This window comes from Pseudomonas sp. GW823-FHT05G12 (assembly GCF_058795575.1).
Genome location: NZ_CM179501.1, coordinates 1,674,774 through 1,691,345, shown reverse-complemented (window position 1 = coordinate 1,691,345; position 16,572 = coordinate 1,674,774). Strand labels below are relative to the sequence as shown.

Here is a 16,572-nt window from a genome sequence, read left to right as displayed (position 1 = left end):
CCTTGCCGCGCGGGACGCCGTTGAGGTCGGGGGTGACGCATTCGATTTCGTCGATGCCCTGGAGCTGAGCAGTGCTCATGACGCTTGTCCTTGTTGTTGTAGGCTGACAACAACATAGGCTGCGGGTGTTTAAAATATCAAGCAGCCTATTGGGTGGCTGTGCCGGCCTCTTCGCGGGTGAACCCGCACCTATAGGTGGATGCGATCCTTGTGCCGGCGCCGCCCCCTACTCCCGCAAGGTCATGCCATTGGCCGGCAACGGCAACGCCGTCTTGTAGCGCACCTGCTTCAGGGCAAAACTCGAACGAATATTGGCCACGCCCGGCAAGCGCGTCAGGTAATCGAGAAACCGCTCCAGCGCCTGGATGCTCGGCAGCAGCACCCGCAGCAGGTAATCCGGGTCGCCGGTCATCAGGTAGCACTCCATCACCTCAGGCCGCTCGGCGATCTCCTCTTCAAAGCGATGCAACGACTGCTCCACCTGTTTTTCCAGGCTGACATGGATAAACACATTCACATCCAGCCCCAGCACCTCAGGCGACAGCAAGGTCACCTGCTGGCGAATCACCCCCAGCTCTTCCATGGCCCGCACCCGGTTGAAACAAGGCGTGGGCGACAGGTTTACCGAGCGTGCCAGCTCGGCATTGGTGATGCGGGCGTTCTCTTGCAGGCTGTTGAGAATGCCGATATCGGTACGATCGAGTTTGCGCATAAGACAAAATCACCGGTTTTTTGTGTTTATGCGGAATGTTTATCTGCCCCGCTCAGCAAAGGCAATCAACTTGAGAGAAAAATTCTCCTGCCGTGCCACTAAGATGTAGGTGACGCTGACTTACCAGTCACAAGCCGGTACTCAGCGGCGGCCGCTTCAGAGCTCACAAAAACAAATACCCGAGCGAGCGTAAAAAGCATGAACGAGTACGCCCCCCTGCGTTTGCATGTGCCCGAGCCCACCGGCCGGCCAGGCTGCCAGACCGATTTTTCCTACCTGCGCCTCAACGATGCAGGTCAAGCCCGTAAACCCGCTATCGATGTCGATGCTGCCGACACTGCCGACCTGTCCTACAGCCTGGTCCGCGTGCTCGACGAGCAAGGCGATGCGCAAGGCCCCTGGGCCGAAGACATCGACCCGCAGATCCTTCGTCAAGGCATGCGCGCCATGCTCAAGACGCGGATCTTCGACAGCCGCATGGTGGTTGCCCAGCGCCAGAAGAAGATGTCCTTCTACATGCAAAGCCTGGGCGAAGAAGCCATCGGCAGCGGCCAGGCGCTGGCGCTGAACCGCACCGACATGTGCTTCCCGACCTACCGCCAGCAAAGCATCCTGATGGCCCGCGACGTGTCGCTGGTCGAGATGATCTGCCAACTGCTGTCCAACGAGCGCGACCCCCTCAAGGGCCGCCAGTTGCCGATCATGTATTCGGTGCGCGAGGCCGGCTTCTTCACCATCAGCGGCAACCTGGCGACCCAGTTCGTGCAGGCGGTCGGCTGGGCCATGGCATCGGCGATCAAGGGCGATACCAAGATCGCCTCGGCATGGATCGGTGACGGCGCTACTGCCGAGTCGGACTTCCACACCGCCCTTACCTTTGCCCACGTATACCGCGCCCCGGTCATCCTCAACGTGGTCAACAACCAGTGGGCCATTTCCACCTTCCAGGCCATCGCCGGTGGCGAGTCGACCACCTTTGCCGGCCGTGGCGTGGGTTGCGGTATTGCTTCGCTGCGGGTTGACGGCAACGACTTCGTCGCCGTGTACGCCGCCTCGCGCTGGGCGGCCGAGCGCGCCCGCCGCGGCCTGGGCCCAAGCCTGATCGAGTGGGTCACCTACCGTGCCGGCCCGCACTCGACGTCGGACGATCCCTCCAAGTACCGCCCTGCCGACGACTGGAGCCACTTCCCGCTGGGTGACCCGATCGCCCGCCTGAAGCAGCACCTGATCAAGATCGGCCACTGGTCCGAGGAAGAACACCAGGCCGTCACGGCCGAGCTCGAAGCTGCGGTAATTGCCGCACAGAAAGAAGCCGAGCAATACGGCACCCTGGCCAACGGGCACATCCCGAGCGCCGCCTCGATGTTCGAGGATGTGTACAAGGAGATGCCCGAACACCTGCGCCGTCAACGCCAGGAACTGGGGGTTTGAGATGAACGACCACAACAACAGCATCAACCCGGAAACCGCCATGGCCACCACTACCATGACCATGATCCAGGCCCTGCGCTCGGCCATGGATGTCATGCTTGAGCGCGACGACAATGTGGTGGTGTACGGCCAGGACGTCGGTTACTTCGGCGGCGTGTTCCGCTGCACCGAAGGCCTGCAGAACAAGTACGGCAAATCGCGCGTGTTCGACGCGCCCATCTCCGAGAGCGGCATCGTCGGTACCGCCGTGGGCATGGGTGCCTATGGCCTGCGCCCGGTGGTGGAGATCCAGTTCGCCGACTACTTCTACCCGGCCTCCGACCAGATCGTCTCCGAGCTGGCCCGCCTGCGTTACCGTTCGGCCGGCGAGTTCATTGCCCCGCTGACCCTGCGCATGCCTTGCGGCGGCGGCATCTATGGCGGCCAGACTCACAGCCAGAGCCCGGAAGCGATGTTCACCCAGGTGTGCGGCCTGCGCACCGTGATGCCGTCCAACCCTTATGACGCCAAAGGTCTGTTGATTGCCTCGATCGAATGCGACGACCCGGTAATCTTCCTGGAGCCCAAACGCCTGTACAACGGCCCGTTCGATGGCCACCACGACCGCCCGGTAACACCGTGGTCGAAGCACCCGCACAGCGCCGTGCCCGACGGTTATTACACCGTACCGCTGGACAAGGCCGCCATTACCCGCCCTGGCAATGACGTGACCGTGCTGACCTACGGCACCACGGTGTACGTGGCCCAGGTGGCCGCCGAAGAAAGCGGCGTCGATGCCGAAGTGATCGACCTGCGCAGCCTGTGGCCGCTGGACCTGGACACCATCGTCGAGTCGGTGAAGAAGACCGGCCGTTGCGTGGTGGTGCACGAGGCCACCCGCACCTGCGGCTTCGGTGCCGAGCTGGTGTCGCTGGTGCAGGAGCACTGCTTCCACCACCTGGAGGCGCCGATCGAACGCGTCACCGGCTGGGACACCCCCTACCCTCACGCACAGGAATGGGCTTACTTCCCAGGCCCTTCGCGGGTAGGTGCGGCACTGAAAAAGGTCATGGAGGTCTGAATGGGCACGCACGTCATCAAGATGCCGGACATTGGCGAAGGCATCGCGCAGGTCGAGTTGGTGGAATGGTTCGTCAAGGTCGGCGACATCATCGCCGAGGACCAGGTGGTGGCCGACGTCATGACCGACAAGGCCACCGTGGAAATCCCCTCGCCGGTCAGCGGCAAGGTGTTGGCCCTGGGTGGCCAGCCCGGGGAAGTGATGGCGGTCGGTAGCGAACTGATCCGCATCGAAGTGGAAGGCAGCGGCAACCATGTGGATGTGCCTCAGCCAAAACCGGTAGAGGCCCCGGCTGCCCCCATTGCAGCCAAGCCGGAACCGCAGAAAGACGTAAAACCCGCCGTGTACCAAGCGCCCGCCAACCACGAAGCTGCGCCCATCGTGCCGCGCCAGCCGGGCGACAAGCCGCTGGCCTCGCCTGCCGTGCGCAAACGCGCCCTGGACGCCGGTATCGAACTGCGTTATGTGCATGGTAGCGGCCCGGCCGGGCGCATTCTGCACGAAGACCTCGACGCCTTCATGAGCAAGCCGCAAAGCAATGCCGGGCAAGCACCTGATGGTTATGCCAAGCGCACCGACAGCGAGCAGGTGCCAGTGATCGGCCTGCGCCGCAAGATCGCCCAGCGCATGCAGGACGCCAAACGCCGGGTCGCGCACTTCAGTTATGTCGAGGAAATCGACGTCACCGCCCTGGAAGCCCTGCGCCAGCAACTCAACAGCAAGCACGGCGAGAGCCGTGGCAAGCTGACCTTGCTGCCATTCCTGGTGCGCGCCCTCGTCGTGGCGCTGCGTGACTTCCCGCAGATCAACGCGACCTACGACGACGAAGCGCAGATCATCACCCGCCATGGCGCGGTGCATGTGGGCATTGCCACTCAAGGTGACAACGGCCTGATGGTGCCCGTGCTGCGCCACGCCGAAGCAGGCAGCCTGTGGGCCAATGCCGGCGAGATTTCGCGCCTGGCCAACGCTGCACGTAACAACAAGGCCAGCCGTGAAGAGCTGTCCGGCTCGACCATCACCCTGACCAGCCTTGGCGCCCTGGGTGGCATTGTCAGCACGCCGGTGGTCAACACCCCGGAAGTGGCAATCGTCGGGGTCAACCGCATGGTCGAACGGCCAGTGGTGATCGACGGCCAGATCGTCGTGCGCAAGATGATGAACCTGTCCAGCTCGTTCGACCACCGCGTGGTCGATGGCATGGACGCCGCCCTGTTCATCCAGGCCGTGCGTGGCCTGCTCGAACAACCCGCCTGCCTGTTCGTGGAGTGAGCATGCAACAGATTATCCAGACTACCCTGTTGATCATCGGCGGCGGCCCTGGCGGCTATGTAGCAGCCATCCGCGCCGGGCAACTGGGCATTCCTACCGTACTGGTGGAAGGCCAGGCACTGGGCGGCACCTGCCTGAACATCGGCTGCATCCCGTCCAAGGCGCTGATCCACGTGGCCGAGCAGTTTCACCAGGCCTCGCGCTTTACCGAACCCTCGCCGCTGGGCATCAGCGTGGCTTCGCCGCGCCTGGACATCGGCCAGAGCGTCACCTGGAAGGACGGCATTGTCGACCGGCTGACCACCGGTGTTGCCGCCCTGCTGAAAAAGCACGGGGTGAAAGTGATGCATGGCTGGGCCAAGGTACTGGACGGCAAGCAGGTCGAGGTCGATGGCCAGCGTATCCAGTGCGAGCATCTGTTGCTGGCGACCGGTTCCAGCAGTGTCGAACTGCCTATGCTGCCGCTGGGTGGCCCGGTGATTTCCTCGACCGAAGCCCTGGCGCCGAAAGCCCTGCCGCAACACCTGGTAGTGGTCGGCGGTGGCTATATCGGCCTGGAGCTGGGCATTGCCTATCGCAAGCTGGGTGCACAGGTGAGTGTGGTGGAAGCGCGTGAGCGCATCCTGCCGACCTACGACAGCGAATTGACCGCCCCGGTGGCCGAGTCGCTGAAGAAACTGGGCATAGCGCTGCACCTGGGCCACAGCGTCGAGGGCTACGAAAATGGCTGCCTGCTGGCCAGCGACGGCAAGGGTGGGCAACTGCGCCTTGAGGCCGACCAGGTACTGGTGGCCGTGGGCCGCCGGCCGCACACCAAGGGTTTCAACCTGGAATGCCTGGACCTGAAGATGAACGGCGCCGCCATTGCCATCGACGAGCGCTGTCACACCAGCATGCACAACGTCTGGGCCATTGGCGACGTCGCTGGCGAACCGATGCTGGCGCACCGGGCCATGGCCCAGGGCGAGATGGTCGCCGAAATCATCGCCGGCAAGGCCCGACGCTTCGAACCGGCAGCGATTGCCGCCGTTTGCTTTACCGACCCGGAAGTGGTGGTGGTCGGCAAGACCCCGGAACAAGCCAGCCAGCAGGGCCTGGACTGCATCGTCGCGCAGTTCCCGTTTGCCGCCAACGGCCGGGCCATGAGCCTGGAATCGAAAAGCGGTTTTGTGCGCGTGGTGGCGCGGCGCGACAACCACTTGATCCTGGGCTGGCAGGCGGTTGGCGTGGCGGTTTCCGAGCTGTCCATCGCGTTTGCCCAATCGCTGGAGATGGGCGCGCGCCTGGAAGATGTGGCCGGCACCATTCATGCCCACCCAACGCTCGGTGAAGCGGTACAGGAAGCCGCACTGCGCGCCCTGGGCCACGCCTTGCATATCTGACACTGAAGCGGCTGAGGCCGATTTGGCCCGCTGCGCCGAGAGGCGCTGCGGGTCTTTTTTCATTCAGGCCATCCAAGCCTCCAGAGAACCCTAAGCCTCCAGAGAACCGCACACTCTTTGAGGGGCTAGCTACTCGGCAATTGCGTTCTTGCCTGTCCCCTTGGCCCTGTAGAGCGCCTTGTCGGCACGTGCCAGAAGCGCGTGCTGGTCCTCCCCTTCCCGCCATTGCACCACGCCATAGCTCATGGTCAGCCGGCAATCACCCACCGGCTCCACCTGCTCCAGCACCTGACGCAAGCGCGCCGCCACATCCAGCGCCTCCCCCAGCGCGGTCTGCGGCAGCACGATGACGAACTCGTCGCCGCCCCAGCGCGCCAGCAGGTCCAGCTCGCGCAAGCAGGTGCGCAGGCTTTCGGCCACCCGGACCAGCGCCGCATCGCCACGGGCGTGACCGTAGCGGTCGTTGATCGGCTTGAAATCATCCATGTCCATGGCAATCAGCGACAACGGCTGGCGGAAGCGCTGGGCGCGCTGGCACTCCAGCTGCAACGCGCTCTCCAGCCGGTAACGGTTGGCGACACGGGTCAACGCATCGCGTTCGGCCAATTCACGGTTTTCGTCCAGTTGCCGCTGCAACTGCTGGTTCACCCAGGACAACTCACGGGTGCGTTCGGCCACCTGAAACTCCAGCGACTGGTTCTTCTGTTCCAGCTGAGACACCAAACGCTTGCCAGCGTCGATATTGCGATGCGCACCCAGCATGCGCGCCACGGAACCGTCCTCGTTATGCGCGATGATGTAGCCGCTGTCTTCGATCCAGATGTAGCTGCCGTCCTGACAACGGCAACGGTATTCAATGCGGTAGCGCTCGTTGCGGTGATTGATATAGGCCTCGAAATGGGCCATTACCCGTGGGTAGTCTTCGGGATGGATCACGCTTTCCCAGGTAAATACCGAGTTGGCCATGGAGTGGCTGGCATAACCCAGCATGCTGTACCAGCCCGGGTTGCGATAGACGTAACCGGTATTGGCATTCCAGTCCCAGATGCCATCGCTGATCAAATCGAACAAGGTGTGCAATTGCTGTTCACTGAAGCCGGCAGGTACCGGCCTGGTGTCTTGACTCATGGACGCTCTCCCTGATGCCCAGCAACTGCGCTCCGATCAAGGGGCTGCCGACAGTGGTGTTGATTGCCGCGAGCGGCAAGATGATGCCTATCACGGGCAAGCATATGCCCACCCGCGTGCAACCGAAATAGCGCCAACGCCCTGATTTCGACCGGCACAGCGCTGGCATGGCTTTTGCGCTTGGTACCTGCCAACGAGATTTCCAAGGAGGAAACATGATAATCGCCCCTAACGGCGTCAGCTGGCAGCCCACGCTCCACCAGCCTCGGTACACCAGCGATGAGCAGACAGTGGCCCAGATTGCACCGCTGCGCACGCCAATAACCACCGCCAACACCGCGAGCCAACAACAGAGCGGGGGCAGCACCGCTCAGCAAAACGCTGAGGATGCTCGTGCAGAAGCCTTTGCCAAGTTCAAGGTGATGCTGCAAAACCTGGGTTCTGCGACCACTGAGCCGGTCATCGGAGAACCCCTGCCGCCCAAGACTGCCCGGCAGGAATTTCACGACTTCATGTCCAAGTCGCCCGGCGAGATGATCAAGGAAAAACTGCTGCGTGAAATAGGCCTGACCGAAGAAGAGTACGACGCCCTGCCGCCCGAAATGAAAGCAAAGGTCGACGAGTTGATCGCCCAGCGCATGAAAGAAGACATCGAGCGCAAGATCGAGGAGAAAGCGCAAGAGCAGGTCGCCAAGGTGGACGGCGGTGTGGATGAAGAGCAACAAGCGGCTCGCCCGGTATGAGGGAGTGGCAGCGGCCGGTAAGGAGAGCGCCGCGGTTCGTCCAAGGCGACCCAGCCTGAACGGTTTGAAGGCGTCCGGTAGCGTCGATGTTCAGGTGGTGCATGGCTTCGCCAACTGCACCGCTACCGGCGCCATGACCGGTCTCAGGAAAAATCGGCAGGATGTTGTGCAGAGAATTCGTTTGAGGTCCTTGGCCTTATTGTCCAGGGTGGCAGGCTGGTAGCTATTTGCCACGCGTGGACGCAGGCGCATGACGATGCCTGCGTAGGGGAACGATGCCGGATCCCCCCTAAAATAAGAGAGGACAAGGAAATGCAATCACACGGTTTGAAGCAAAGCCTCAAGCAGCGGCATATCACCATGATCGCGCTGGGTGGGGTGATCGGTGCAGGGCTGTTCATGGGCTCGGGCTCACTGATCGCATCGGCAGGGCCCGCGGCCATACTGTCGTATTTCATTGGTGGCCTGGTGGTCACCCTGGTCATGTTCATGCTGGGCGAAATGGCCTGCCGCAACCCGGATGCAGGGTCGTTCTCGACCTACGCCAACACCTACCTCGGCGACTGGGCTGGGTTTGCGGTCGGCTGGCTGTACTGGTTCAAGTCGATGATGACCATCACCCTGGAAGCGGTACTGCTGGGCGCCATCCTGCATGACTTCCTGCCCTGGCTACCGATCTGGGCAGGCGCCTTCCTGATGCTGGTGACACTCATGGCCAGCAACGCCTACTCGGTGCGTTCGTTTGCCGAAGTAGAGTATTGGCTGGCTGCGATGAAGGTCGCCACCATCCTCATCTTCATGCTGCTGGGCGTCTCGATCCTGCTCGGCCTGCACAGTGAGATTCCCGCCCCCGGCCTGATCAACCTCACCGCCCATGACGGCTTCATGCCCAACGGCCTGTCACCGGTGATGGCCGGCGTTATCGTGGTCATTTTCTCCCTGGGCGGCAGCGAAATTGCCGCTGTGGCCGCGGGTGAGTCAGAGAACCCGCGACAGAACGTGATCCGCGCGATCAAGAGCGTGATACTGCGGGTGATGCTGTTCTACGTAGGTTCTGTGTCGATCCTGATCCTTTGCCTGCCCTGGACCGACAAGGCCAACCTGGCCTCGCCCTATGTTTCGCTGTTCAGCCTGGCCGGGTTCGGTGGTGCTGCAGTGGCCATGAAACTGGTGCTGTTCGTCTCGTTCATGTCGGTGATGAACTCGTTCATGTTCTCCAACTCACGCATGCTGTTCTCGCTGAGCCAGCGCGGTCACGCGCCCAAGCTGTTCTCACGCACCAGTGCCAAGGGCGTACCGATCAATGCACTGCTGCTGAGCCTGTCGATCTGCACGATGATCCTGACCGTGCACTTTGTCAGTGGCGGCGACCTGTTCATGACCTTGGCCAAGAGTACCGGCAGCCTGGTCATGGTCGTATGGATCTTCATCATCATCGCCCACGTGGCCATGCGCGTGAAAACCCGCCACGAAGCGGTCGCCGCAAACGCCTTCCGTGCCTGGCTGTTCCCCTACACCAATATCATTGCGCTGTTCGCCTTGCTGGCAGTCATCGGCACCCAGGCGTTCGACCCGGCATCGCGTTTTCAGTTCTGGTTCACGGTGCTGACGGTATTGCTGGTGGTGGCGGGGTACTTCCTGATGCGCCAGCGGCTGGCGTCAAGCGCGGTGTTAGCCCACGAACGTGATGCATGACAGCGCTGGCCACGCGCAGGTGCTGTCAACAGCAGCACGGCGGCGACAAAGGCGACGGAGACAATAATGGGAATGACGAGAATGGCGTCCCAGGCAGGAATTGAACCTTTATCTGGGGGAGGACTATCCTCAAGACTGCAAAAAACTCGATAACATATTGATTTTAATAGAACATTAGCGAAGCACTCATGACCCTGTCCGAGGAACCGGTCTCCCGAACAATTACACCCTTGCAACGCCCGTTTTCCAGCCTGTCGTCAAGAACCCACAATGCACCCGGCAGATCGAGGTAGGCTGCGGTTAATTACCTAAACTGATAATTACCATCGGAAGCAGGGTGAGAAAAATTCCGCACCAACTGTCAAATCATTTCGTTTCGACCTACATATTGCAGTCTACTTCCTGCGAGGAGTAGAAGGCTTAATTTCCTTCTGCTTCCACTCCAAATAGCCCTTGATAACATCCATACCAATAATTCTTCGCTGCAGAACGTTATCAAGAAACACGCCACTGGAATCAAACTTAAGAAATGATCCAAACTCTTCAATTAATGCATCAATAGCAAAATAAGCGCTAGTAACTTCATCCCTGCCTGAGTGTAAAGCAATCTTTCCACCAGTCAATTCCAACTCGATCAACTGACTATTTGCCTCGCTCAACTCCGCAGCCAACCTAGCGCATTCATTAGACAGCCTTGAGCATTGCAACCTCAGCTTGGCATCAGACCTAACATTTCTTCTTGACTTATTTATCACGCACTGAGGATTTTCCAATATAAATGTATCAACGATAGCCGAATAAAATTCTGACTTGTAAAGCCCACTCACGCTGACATGAGCGGCCTTGTCCGCTACGGCAACAAGACCATCAGGCACGCTTCCCTGAAGCGCCAATTTTTCGGCATCTTCAATACCCGCAGCAACATAGATGAGAAGACGTTTTTTTGAAAGAAACGTTAATTTTCTTTCTGCAATTTCTTCTAACACCCTCACCAAAATCGCGGCTCGAGCTTCAATCCTCTGAATGTCAGATTTTCGCTTCGGTATCGCACCTTTATGAATCAATCCCATCCTCCTTAATGCCTCTAGCATCAGCCACATGCTTGAACCACTCGACATCAGAAACTTCAAGAAGCCTCAACAACTTGCCGTAATCAAAGTCGGCTTTATTTATTTCCTCTCTCAACAAAGCAGCGAGCCGTGTTTCAGGATTAACTACTACAGGCTCTAAAAGCGCCTGGTAAATTTCGCCTTTCTGGGCAAGAATAAACCTAATCGCACGATTAACTTTGTCTCTGAAGCCGACCGACATAGTAGTAGGGAATTCAACTACCTCATCCAACCTCCGTAAGAAATCCTCCGCTGAGCCTCGTTCAACAACATGACGGGTTACTACTTTGGTCACCAGATCTTTGTCACCAACAACATGAGAATAACCTACAGCACTTTCGCGATGCTTAAAAACTAGAGAATCTAATATTCTCTCTAAAAAATACCAAGCAACAAGCTCCTCACCAAGCGAATTTAACTCGCGCTCCAGCATTGCCAGCTCTTCGGACGAGAAAGTATCCCTGCTCTCGGCCAATCTACTTTGAATTCGTTCAAAGTCTTCAGCCAATTGATGCCTCGTCGCGGACACAGCAAAAATTGAATTGAGCGACCAAACTGCCAATGGGCACCACGGACAAATTTTCCGCCCTTTAAAACGCACCATTACATGCGCAGGGCAGACATAGCCTCTCACACAAACATGAGTAGAACTCTGCACCAAATTTGCCGACTTCTCATTGGCGACAATCTCAAATGCGCCTGGCTCTTTATTATTAGAATCATCCACATCAGAAAAATTCAGCAAACCAAATTCATTAATAACTCTACTCACATCGCCGGTACCGCGACTCAAAAGCAATGCTTCAAACTGTCCCTCAACATCAGCTCGCTTGATTAACGGACGCTTCAACGGCTCCTTAGTATTGATTACACCTGCAAAACGGCGCCGGAAGTCGTCAGCGCCAGTGTCATAATGCATGACAGTTTTTGCAGTTTGACCTGTAGTTTTCGCCACTTCCTCTGGCGTTAGTCGACTCAAAAGATGAGTGATATGCATAGCCCTCCCGCTGTGGCCGGTCAATTTCGACCGTACTCGAACAGGGCAGAAAGATAACTCTCCATATTGAGGATCAGCATATGTTGCAACCTTCACTGCATCACTCTTCACCCTAACTGCCTGCCATTGCTCCCACGTGTAATAGTCAGTTTTTCGAGATTTTGTTTCACGTGGACTACCCATGAATGCTGCACATTCTACTGTGCCATCACCATTCCTGCGCATCCAACTCTGAAAATCCAACATCGAGTGAGTAATTACCTGGGCATACATCTCATCTTTGACTGGATATCCAGAATGAGCATCATTACAAAATAGACAGTTAATCTCACCCCACTTTGAATTGACATTCCCCTCATAAAAACAGCTCTTCCCAAATCCAGGGGCTTTAGTTTCAGAAAAAATATCCGCACGCCATTTCGCCTGGCGATCTAATTGCGATATTACGGCATAGCGACAATGAACAGTGAAAGGTTCGGTTCTAATTTTATCCGTATTTATAAACAAATAGGACAACCCTACTTGCGGATCAATATCTCGATCCACATGAATGGCATATGTGTCGCAACTTAGCCACTGTAAGTTCTGCCCTCTCAGGCCACCCCTAACCAAACAATACGGGAAAATTGTAGTAGCCGGATTATAACGATATTCATTGCCTATCTTAAGAAGCACAAGGGCTCTTCGACTCACAGACAGAATAGGATGCAGGCCGTCACTCAGATATACGACTGGCACATATCCGATTTCATTAAAGTCCAAAACAGCCAACTCATTGTCACTGTACCTATACCTCATACCCTTGACATAGCCATCCAGGAATGGCTCCGCAGTCGCTATTGCCTCCAAATACTTAACATAAACATCCTCGTGCTCAGATGTAAATGTGTGTTTATTTGTCCGATAAGCCTTTTGGGTGGGAGGTAGCCACCATATAGGCTGAGACAATTTTTCACAACCTGCTGCATCAGGGCGGAAATCAATCAGATGCTGAAAAAATCGCCTCAGGCTGTTACCAACAGCATAATAAAACTCATAACCCATAACTTCAGAAAACTCCCAATATGATAAAGGGCGCATTCCATCCGATTTTAATTTCGGCTTATAAAAAATACGACCCACGAACATATTTGGGAATTTAGGATACAGAAATTCCGCACCTGGATTCTTATGAAACCACGCAGGCAGATACACAAACAGATACAAATTGAATCTTCCAAAGCATGTTAAGAGAATTTGGGAATTCTCATAAGATTGCTCCTCCGCGTATTCCGCCTGGAGCCGTAGCCAAGTATTCACTGCAACCTCTATATCTACTCCCACCTTGGCCCATGCAACCTCAAGGTTTAATCTTTTGATACCCATCCCGTAAAAACTAGCAGCAGCGAGCTTTAAATCATCCATCATGAAAGAAACCAACTTAATTGGATCTGAATAATTACAGAACGAAGACTCAAGTAATTCTTGCTGCCCTCGACTGACCATTCTGTCAATCGCATCTTTGGTTAAATTCATAGTCGCTTCCCTCACTTGAATCGGATCAACTGAAAGCCTTACTCCAAATCTCTTTTTCAACACATCAACTATCTGATCCAAAGGCAAAGGAGAGTTCTTCTCTGACTCGTCCAAGCTAAACTCTTTCCACTTTCGAATATCCTCCAAGCCAACATCTTCAGGTTTGTACCAAGATGACGCTAGGGCAAGCTTCACCCCCATCTGAATAACAGTCCTTTCTTTTCGCTCTTGAGGATCGTATTGACGGGGCGCCTTACTCCTTGTAATTCTTATAATGTCTAACTCCCGAAACACTTTCGCGATGGATGTGTAACATGCATATCGATCCGAAACCTCATCTATCCAAGATGCCTGCGGGCGAGTGAAGCGATATGGCAGTATCAAACACTGCATCCTATGTAAATCAATTAAAAGAAATTTTATTATGTGATTCAGTTGCGTCCGTGTAGACCTGCCAACATCCGGTGTGTGACCTATACGCACCAGAACTACAATTTCTGCTTCACTTAGGGATTCTCCGATCAAGTCAGCACAGGCCATCTGACCTGTGCTGAAATAGCCCTCCGTCCAACTGCCTTCTACAAGCCCGCCATCCCATGAGCCAGATGAGCTTTTCCGATTTCGAGTACGCCGGTAAGCGCAAGCAAACCCGTCGCGAGCGTTTCCTGGCCGAGATGGAACAGGTGGTTCCGTGGAGCGGATTGGTGGCGTTGATCGAGCCTCACTACCCAAAGGCTGGCGGTGGCCGCAAGCCGTATCCACTGGAAACCATGCTGCGCATTCACCTGCTGCAAAACTGGTTCTCGTTGAGCGATCCAGCCATGGAAGAGGCACTGTACGAGATTACTTCGATGCGCCAGTTTGCTCGGCTGACGCTCAGCGCTCCGATTCCTTAGCAAACCCTCTCGATCCTCCAGCGCAGCCTCCAGAAGCTCAGATATATATGTAAAAATTTCATCTCGAGATGGCCGATACGAACTGAAGCGTTTAAGAAATCGTGGCTTAACACCGGAAACTTCATCTAACGCATGGATGAGCCGGACAACAGACTCCCGGAAGCACTCCATTAACTGAAGCGCTGAAACAAGGAAAATAATACCTTCGGTAATATTAATCATTCACTACTCCAGACTTTTATTGCCTGACCGCTCCCTGGCTATTTTCAGCCTCAACGCAGCAATCCTTTTTTCATGAAATCCGATAATCATTTCATCCACACCTTTATTGCCATCAGTTTTGAAAGCAGTAAAAGCGACCGAAAGCTTCTCGTTGAGTAACTGGAGACTCACAATTGCGTACCTAGCGACACTTGCAACATCGGCATGTCCTGTCAAGGCCATGACCTCGTAATCTGACAAGCCAATCCCCTCGGTATGTTCGACGAAATTCTTCATATAAAAACAATAACTGTGCCTCAGGCTATGCAGCTTTAACCTGTAGCGATCAGTCTTAAACCCCAGCACACCTTCAGCTGCACGAGTGAAAGGTTCTGCAATTACGCTCCCATAATCACAGAGGAACAATGGATATCCAAATTGTGACTGAAACACGAAATCATTATCTACATGTGCCCGATATTCGTACGTCAAGTATTTTTCAAGATTTTCAAAAAACATCTCCCCGTATGGCTCCAATAGCAACGTATATTTTGTCATCCGCCCTTTCCATGACAACATGTCAATTTGACTAGCGCTCAGGCCGGCATATGAATCTTGCATGCTGCTTCGATCTGAAGGATTGACCGCATAGACCTCACGCCTTTCGAAGTCAATATCCGCCCACAATAGTTGCAAAGCTTCAGATGCTCGCAAAGAGGTTGCTGCTATAAGAGACCACAGAGCAGCATCTCGATAAGAAGGAGCAGACCTTATTAACTCGCCAATTTTATCGAGTGGAAAGAATTTATCTTCTTCGTAGGGATCATGATTTTTCTTGGCTTTCGGCAAGTGGCCAAAAACACGCATTCTTTTGGAGTTTCTTGAACGCTTTACCTTCCTACCATACATACCCTCTAAAACAAGAATCTCTTGCTCCGACCTAGGTTGCCCGACATTCTTCAAGCTGCCGATTAGTTGAATCTCGTCACTAACGTCAGTATCTGGTGGCCAGGCTGCGGAATCTGCGCAATGCTCATAGCACGACTCAATCAGTTGCTCTATCGCGGCATGATGAATCCCGGATGTTTTGTTACTTACCATTGGAGAGGGTCTTCGTCTAGCAATCGCCTGCACCAATGGCGACATAGATCTCAAACCTTGAGTTATATAGGAGTGATACAATCGAGCAAGCATGATGTAGCTTGACCTATCTACGGCTCCGCAAACCTCCAACCCCACAACTAGATAATCTAAAAAAGAAGCACCCTTGTAGGAGTAGGATTTCATCGTGTTGAAGCTGAACCCCAACCCAATCATCCATATAATGAAAATTTCAAAAGCCCGTGATTTCACCCATACACCCGGCGATGCTTCTGATAGACACTTAAAGGCATTACGCCCTAGACAGACATCCTTTCTCACCACATATTTTAAATTTGGCATGCTGGCACCTCCTTGATGGAATACTTTTGGCATTTATCAAAGAAACCATTGCTACCATTGATAGCCACGCGGCTTCAGGCGCACTATATGGCGCAATCAATATTGCGAGCGACGTAGATTCAAAATAGAGGTGACATATATACAGCTGTTCTTCATCTACCGCGACCATGTCAATTGCCGAGTCAGAAAATTATCAGACCCGACCAAACAGTATTGCCTATAGAGTTAAATGCCTGATTATTCAATGCAGAACTCCAAAAGCCTATTAAAGCCGCTGAGGTCGTGCCCCCCTACCGACCAAAATTGCATCAAGGGGACAGTCGAACAAACTCAACTTTATGAACCGTCAGGATCTTGCCGACCCTTTGAGGAGGGCACACAACCATTTGCCAGGTCGTGCCCGTGAGCTTCGATCCTCATATTCATACCATCCTCTTACTCACCCTGAACCGTAATCCAACAGCGCTCTAAGCACTAGCTGAGAGTAGCTCACACGGCAAGCATAGCAAGTAGGGAAGTTCCCACCCTAGATATGAATAATAATCTACCATATGTCAATTTAGAGAAAATTAAATCACCAACTACAAACAAAAAACGATATCAGACAAGCACTTACAAAAAACAATAAATCCCAAGATATTCTTATTTGTATAAAGCCATGAAACATTCGCACCCCAAAAAAATTTTCATTTGTATATCTCGGTGCTACTCATATATTTGAATTTGGAAGACCCATCTATCCACTTCTATATTGCTACAGTCGGGTTTCTAGAGGCATCGCCTTCCCATAGCTCGATCATCATCATCTGTATTGCAGCCCGAAGATCTCAAGCACAAAGCCCACCAAGGTGCGGCCCGGCAACGGTTCAGCTCCGATCCGCAGCTGGCTGCTCGAAGCTGCCCCGGTCAACCCCTACCGTATGGTCTGGCGCTTTACAGAGCCTTCGGCCAGGTATATCCGAATCCATCACAAGACTGCTGATCAGTA

The 16,572-nt window shown here is 54.9% G+C and carries 11 protein-coding genes and 1 pseudogene; 7 read left to right on the top strand and 5 right to left on the bottom strand.

Annotated features, from left to right (window positions below; genetic code table 11):
- Positions 1 to 226 precede the first annotated feature (226 nt).
- Entirely contained in the window at positions 227 to 712 is a 486-nt protein-coding gene (gene bkdR, locus AC3RCM_RS07805; protein WP_003254485.1) for a Bkd operon transcriptional regulator BkdR, read from the bottom strand.
- 198 nt (positions 713 to 910) lie between these two features.
- Here bkdR and AC3RCM_RS07800 point away from each other — a divergent pair, with 198 nt between their 5' ends.
- Genes AC3RCM_RS07800 through lpdA form a run of 4 tightly spaced genes read left to right on the top strand, consistent with a single transcriptional unit; the run spans position 911 to position 5,857 of the window.
- Positions 911 to 2,143 carry a 3-methyl-2-oxobutanoate dehydrogenase (2-methylpropanoyl-transferring) subunit alpha gene (locus AC3RCM_RS07800; RefSeq protein ID WP_003254486.1) on the top strand — a complete coding sequence of 411 codons (1,233 nt, stop codon included), beginning with the start codon at positions 911 to 913 and terminating at the stop codon, positions 2,141 to 2,143.
- Between the two features lies 1 nt (position 2,144).
- The gene (locus AC3RCM_RS07795) at positions 2,145 to 3,203 is read left to right on the top strand and encodes an alpha-ketoacid dehydrogenase subunit beta (RefSeq protein ID WP_012051588.1); all 1,059 of its coding nucleotides are present in this window, start codon (positions 2,145 to 2,147) and stop codon (positions 3,201 to 3,203) included.
- Positions 3,204 to 4,475 carry a dihydrolipoamide acetyltransferase family protein gene (locus AC3RCM_RS07790; RefSeq protein WP_064493117.1) on the top strand — a complete coding sequence of 424 codons (1,272 nt, stop codon included), beginning with the start codon at positions 3,204 to 3,206 and terminating at the stop codon, positions 4,473 to 4,475. It abuts the gene before it with no gap.
- Positions 4,476 to 4,477: 2 nt separating this feature from the next.
- On the top strand, positions 4,478 to 5,857 hold the full coding sequence (gene lpdA, locus AC3RCM_RS07785; protein WP_492629490.1) for a dihydrolipoyl dehydrogenase: 1,380 nt from the start codon (positions 4,478 to 4,480) through the stop codon (positions 5,855 to 5,857).
- A gap of 129 nt (positions 5,858 to 5,986) precedes the next feature.
- Here lpdA and AC3RCM_RS07780 read toward each other — a convergent pair whose 3' ends face one another.
- Positions 5,987 to 6,985, bottom strand: a complete 999-nt coding sequence (locus tag AC3RCM_RS07780) for a sensor domain-containing diguanylate cyclase (RefSeq protein ID WP_010955114.1) — start codon at positions 6,983 to 6,985, stop codon at positions 5,987 to 5,989.
- Between the two features lie 215 nt (positions 6,986 to 7,200).
- Here AC3RCM_RS07780 and AC3RCM_RS07775 point away from each other — a divergent pair, with 215 nt between their 5' ends.
- Together AC3RCM_RS07775 and AC3RCM_RS07770 are read left to right on the top strand one after the other, a co-directional pair.
- The gene (locus AC3RCM_RS07775; protein ID WP_020193305.1) at positions 7,201 to 7,728 is read left to right on the top strand and encodes a hypothetical protein; all 528 of its coding nucleotides are present in this window, start codon (positions 7,201 to 7,203) and stop codon (positions 7,726 to 7,728) included.
- 312 nt (positions 7,729 to 8,040) lie between these two features.
- Complete coding sequence (locus AC3RCM_RS07770; RefSeq protein WP_492629489.1) at positions 8,041 to 9,423, top strand: amino acid permease; 1,383 nt, start codon at positions 8,041 to 8,043, stop codon at positions 9,421 to 9,423.
- 395 nt (positions 9,424 to 9,818) lie between these two features.
- Here the strand turns inward: AC3RCM_RS07770 and AC3RCM_RS07765 are convergent, their stop codons facing one another.
- Together AC3RCM_RS07765 and AC3RCM_RS07760 are read right to left on the bottom strand one after the other, a co-directional pair.
- Positions 9,819 to 10,487, bottom strand: a complete 669-nt coding sequence (locus tag AC3RCM_RS07765; RefSeq protein ID WP_039612673.1) for a hypothetical protein — start codon at positions 10,485 to 10,487, stop codon at positions 9,819 to 9,821.
- Positions 10,477 to 13,245 (bottom strand): hypothetical protein, encoded by a 2,769-nt coding sequence (locus AC3RCM_RS07760; RefSeq protein WP_492629488.1) that lies wholly within the window; start codon positions 13,243 to 13,245, stop codon positions 10,477 to 10,479. Before AC3RCM_RS07760 ends, AC3RCM_RS07765 begins: the two co-directional genes overlap by 11 nt.
- A 395-nt stretch (positions 13,246 to 13,640) precedes the next feature.
- Between AC3RCM_RS07760 and AC3RCM_RS07755 the strand changes: the two are divergent.
- A pseudogene (locus AC3RCM_RS07755) lies at positions 13,641 to 13,922 on the top strand (transposase); the annotation flags it as partial.
- Positions 13,923 to 14,165: 243 nt separating this feature from the next.
- On the opposite strand, the gene AC3RCM_RS07750 reads toward AC3RCM_RS07755, so the two are convergent.
- On the bottom strand, positions 14,166 to 15,584 hold the full coding sequence (locus tag AC3RCM_RS07750) for a tyrosine-type recombinase/integrase (RefSeq protein ID WP_492629487.1): 1,419 nt from the start codon (positions 15,582 to 15,584) through the stop codon (positions 14,166 to 14,168).
- Positions 15,585 to 16,572 lie beyond the last annotated feature (988 nt).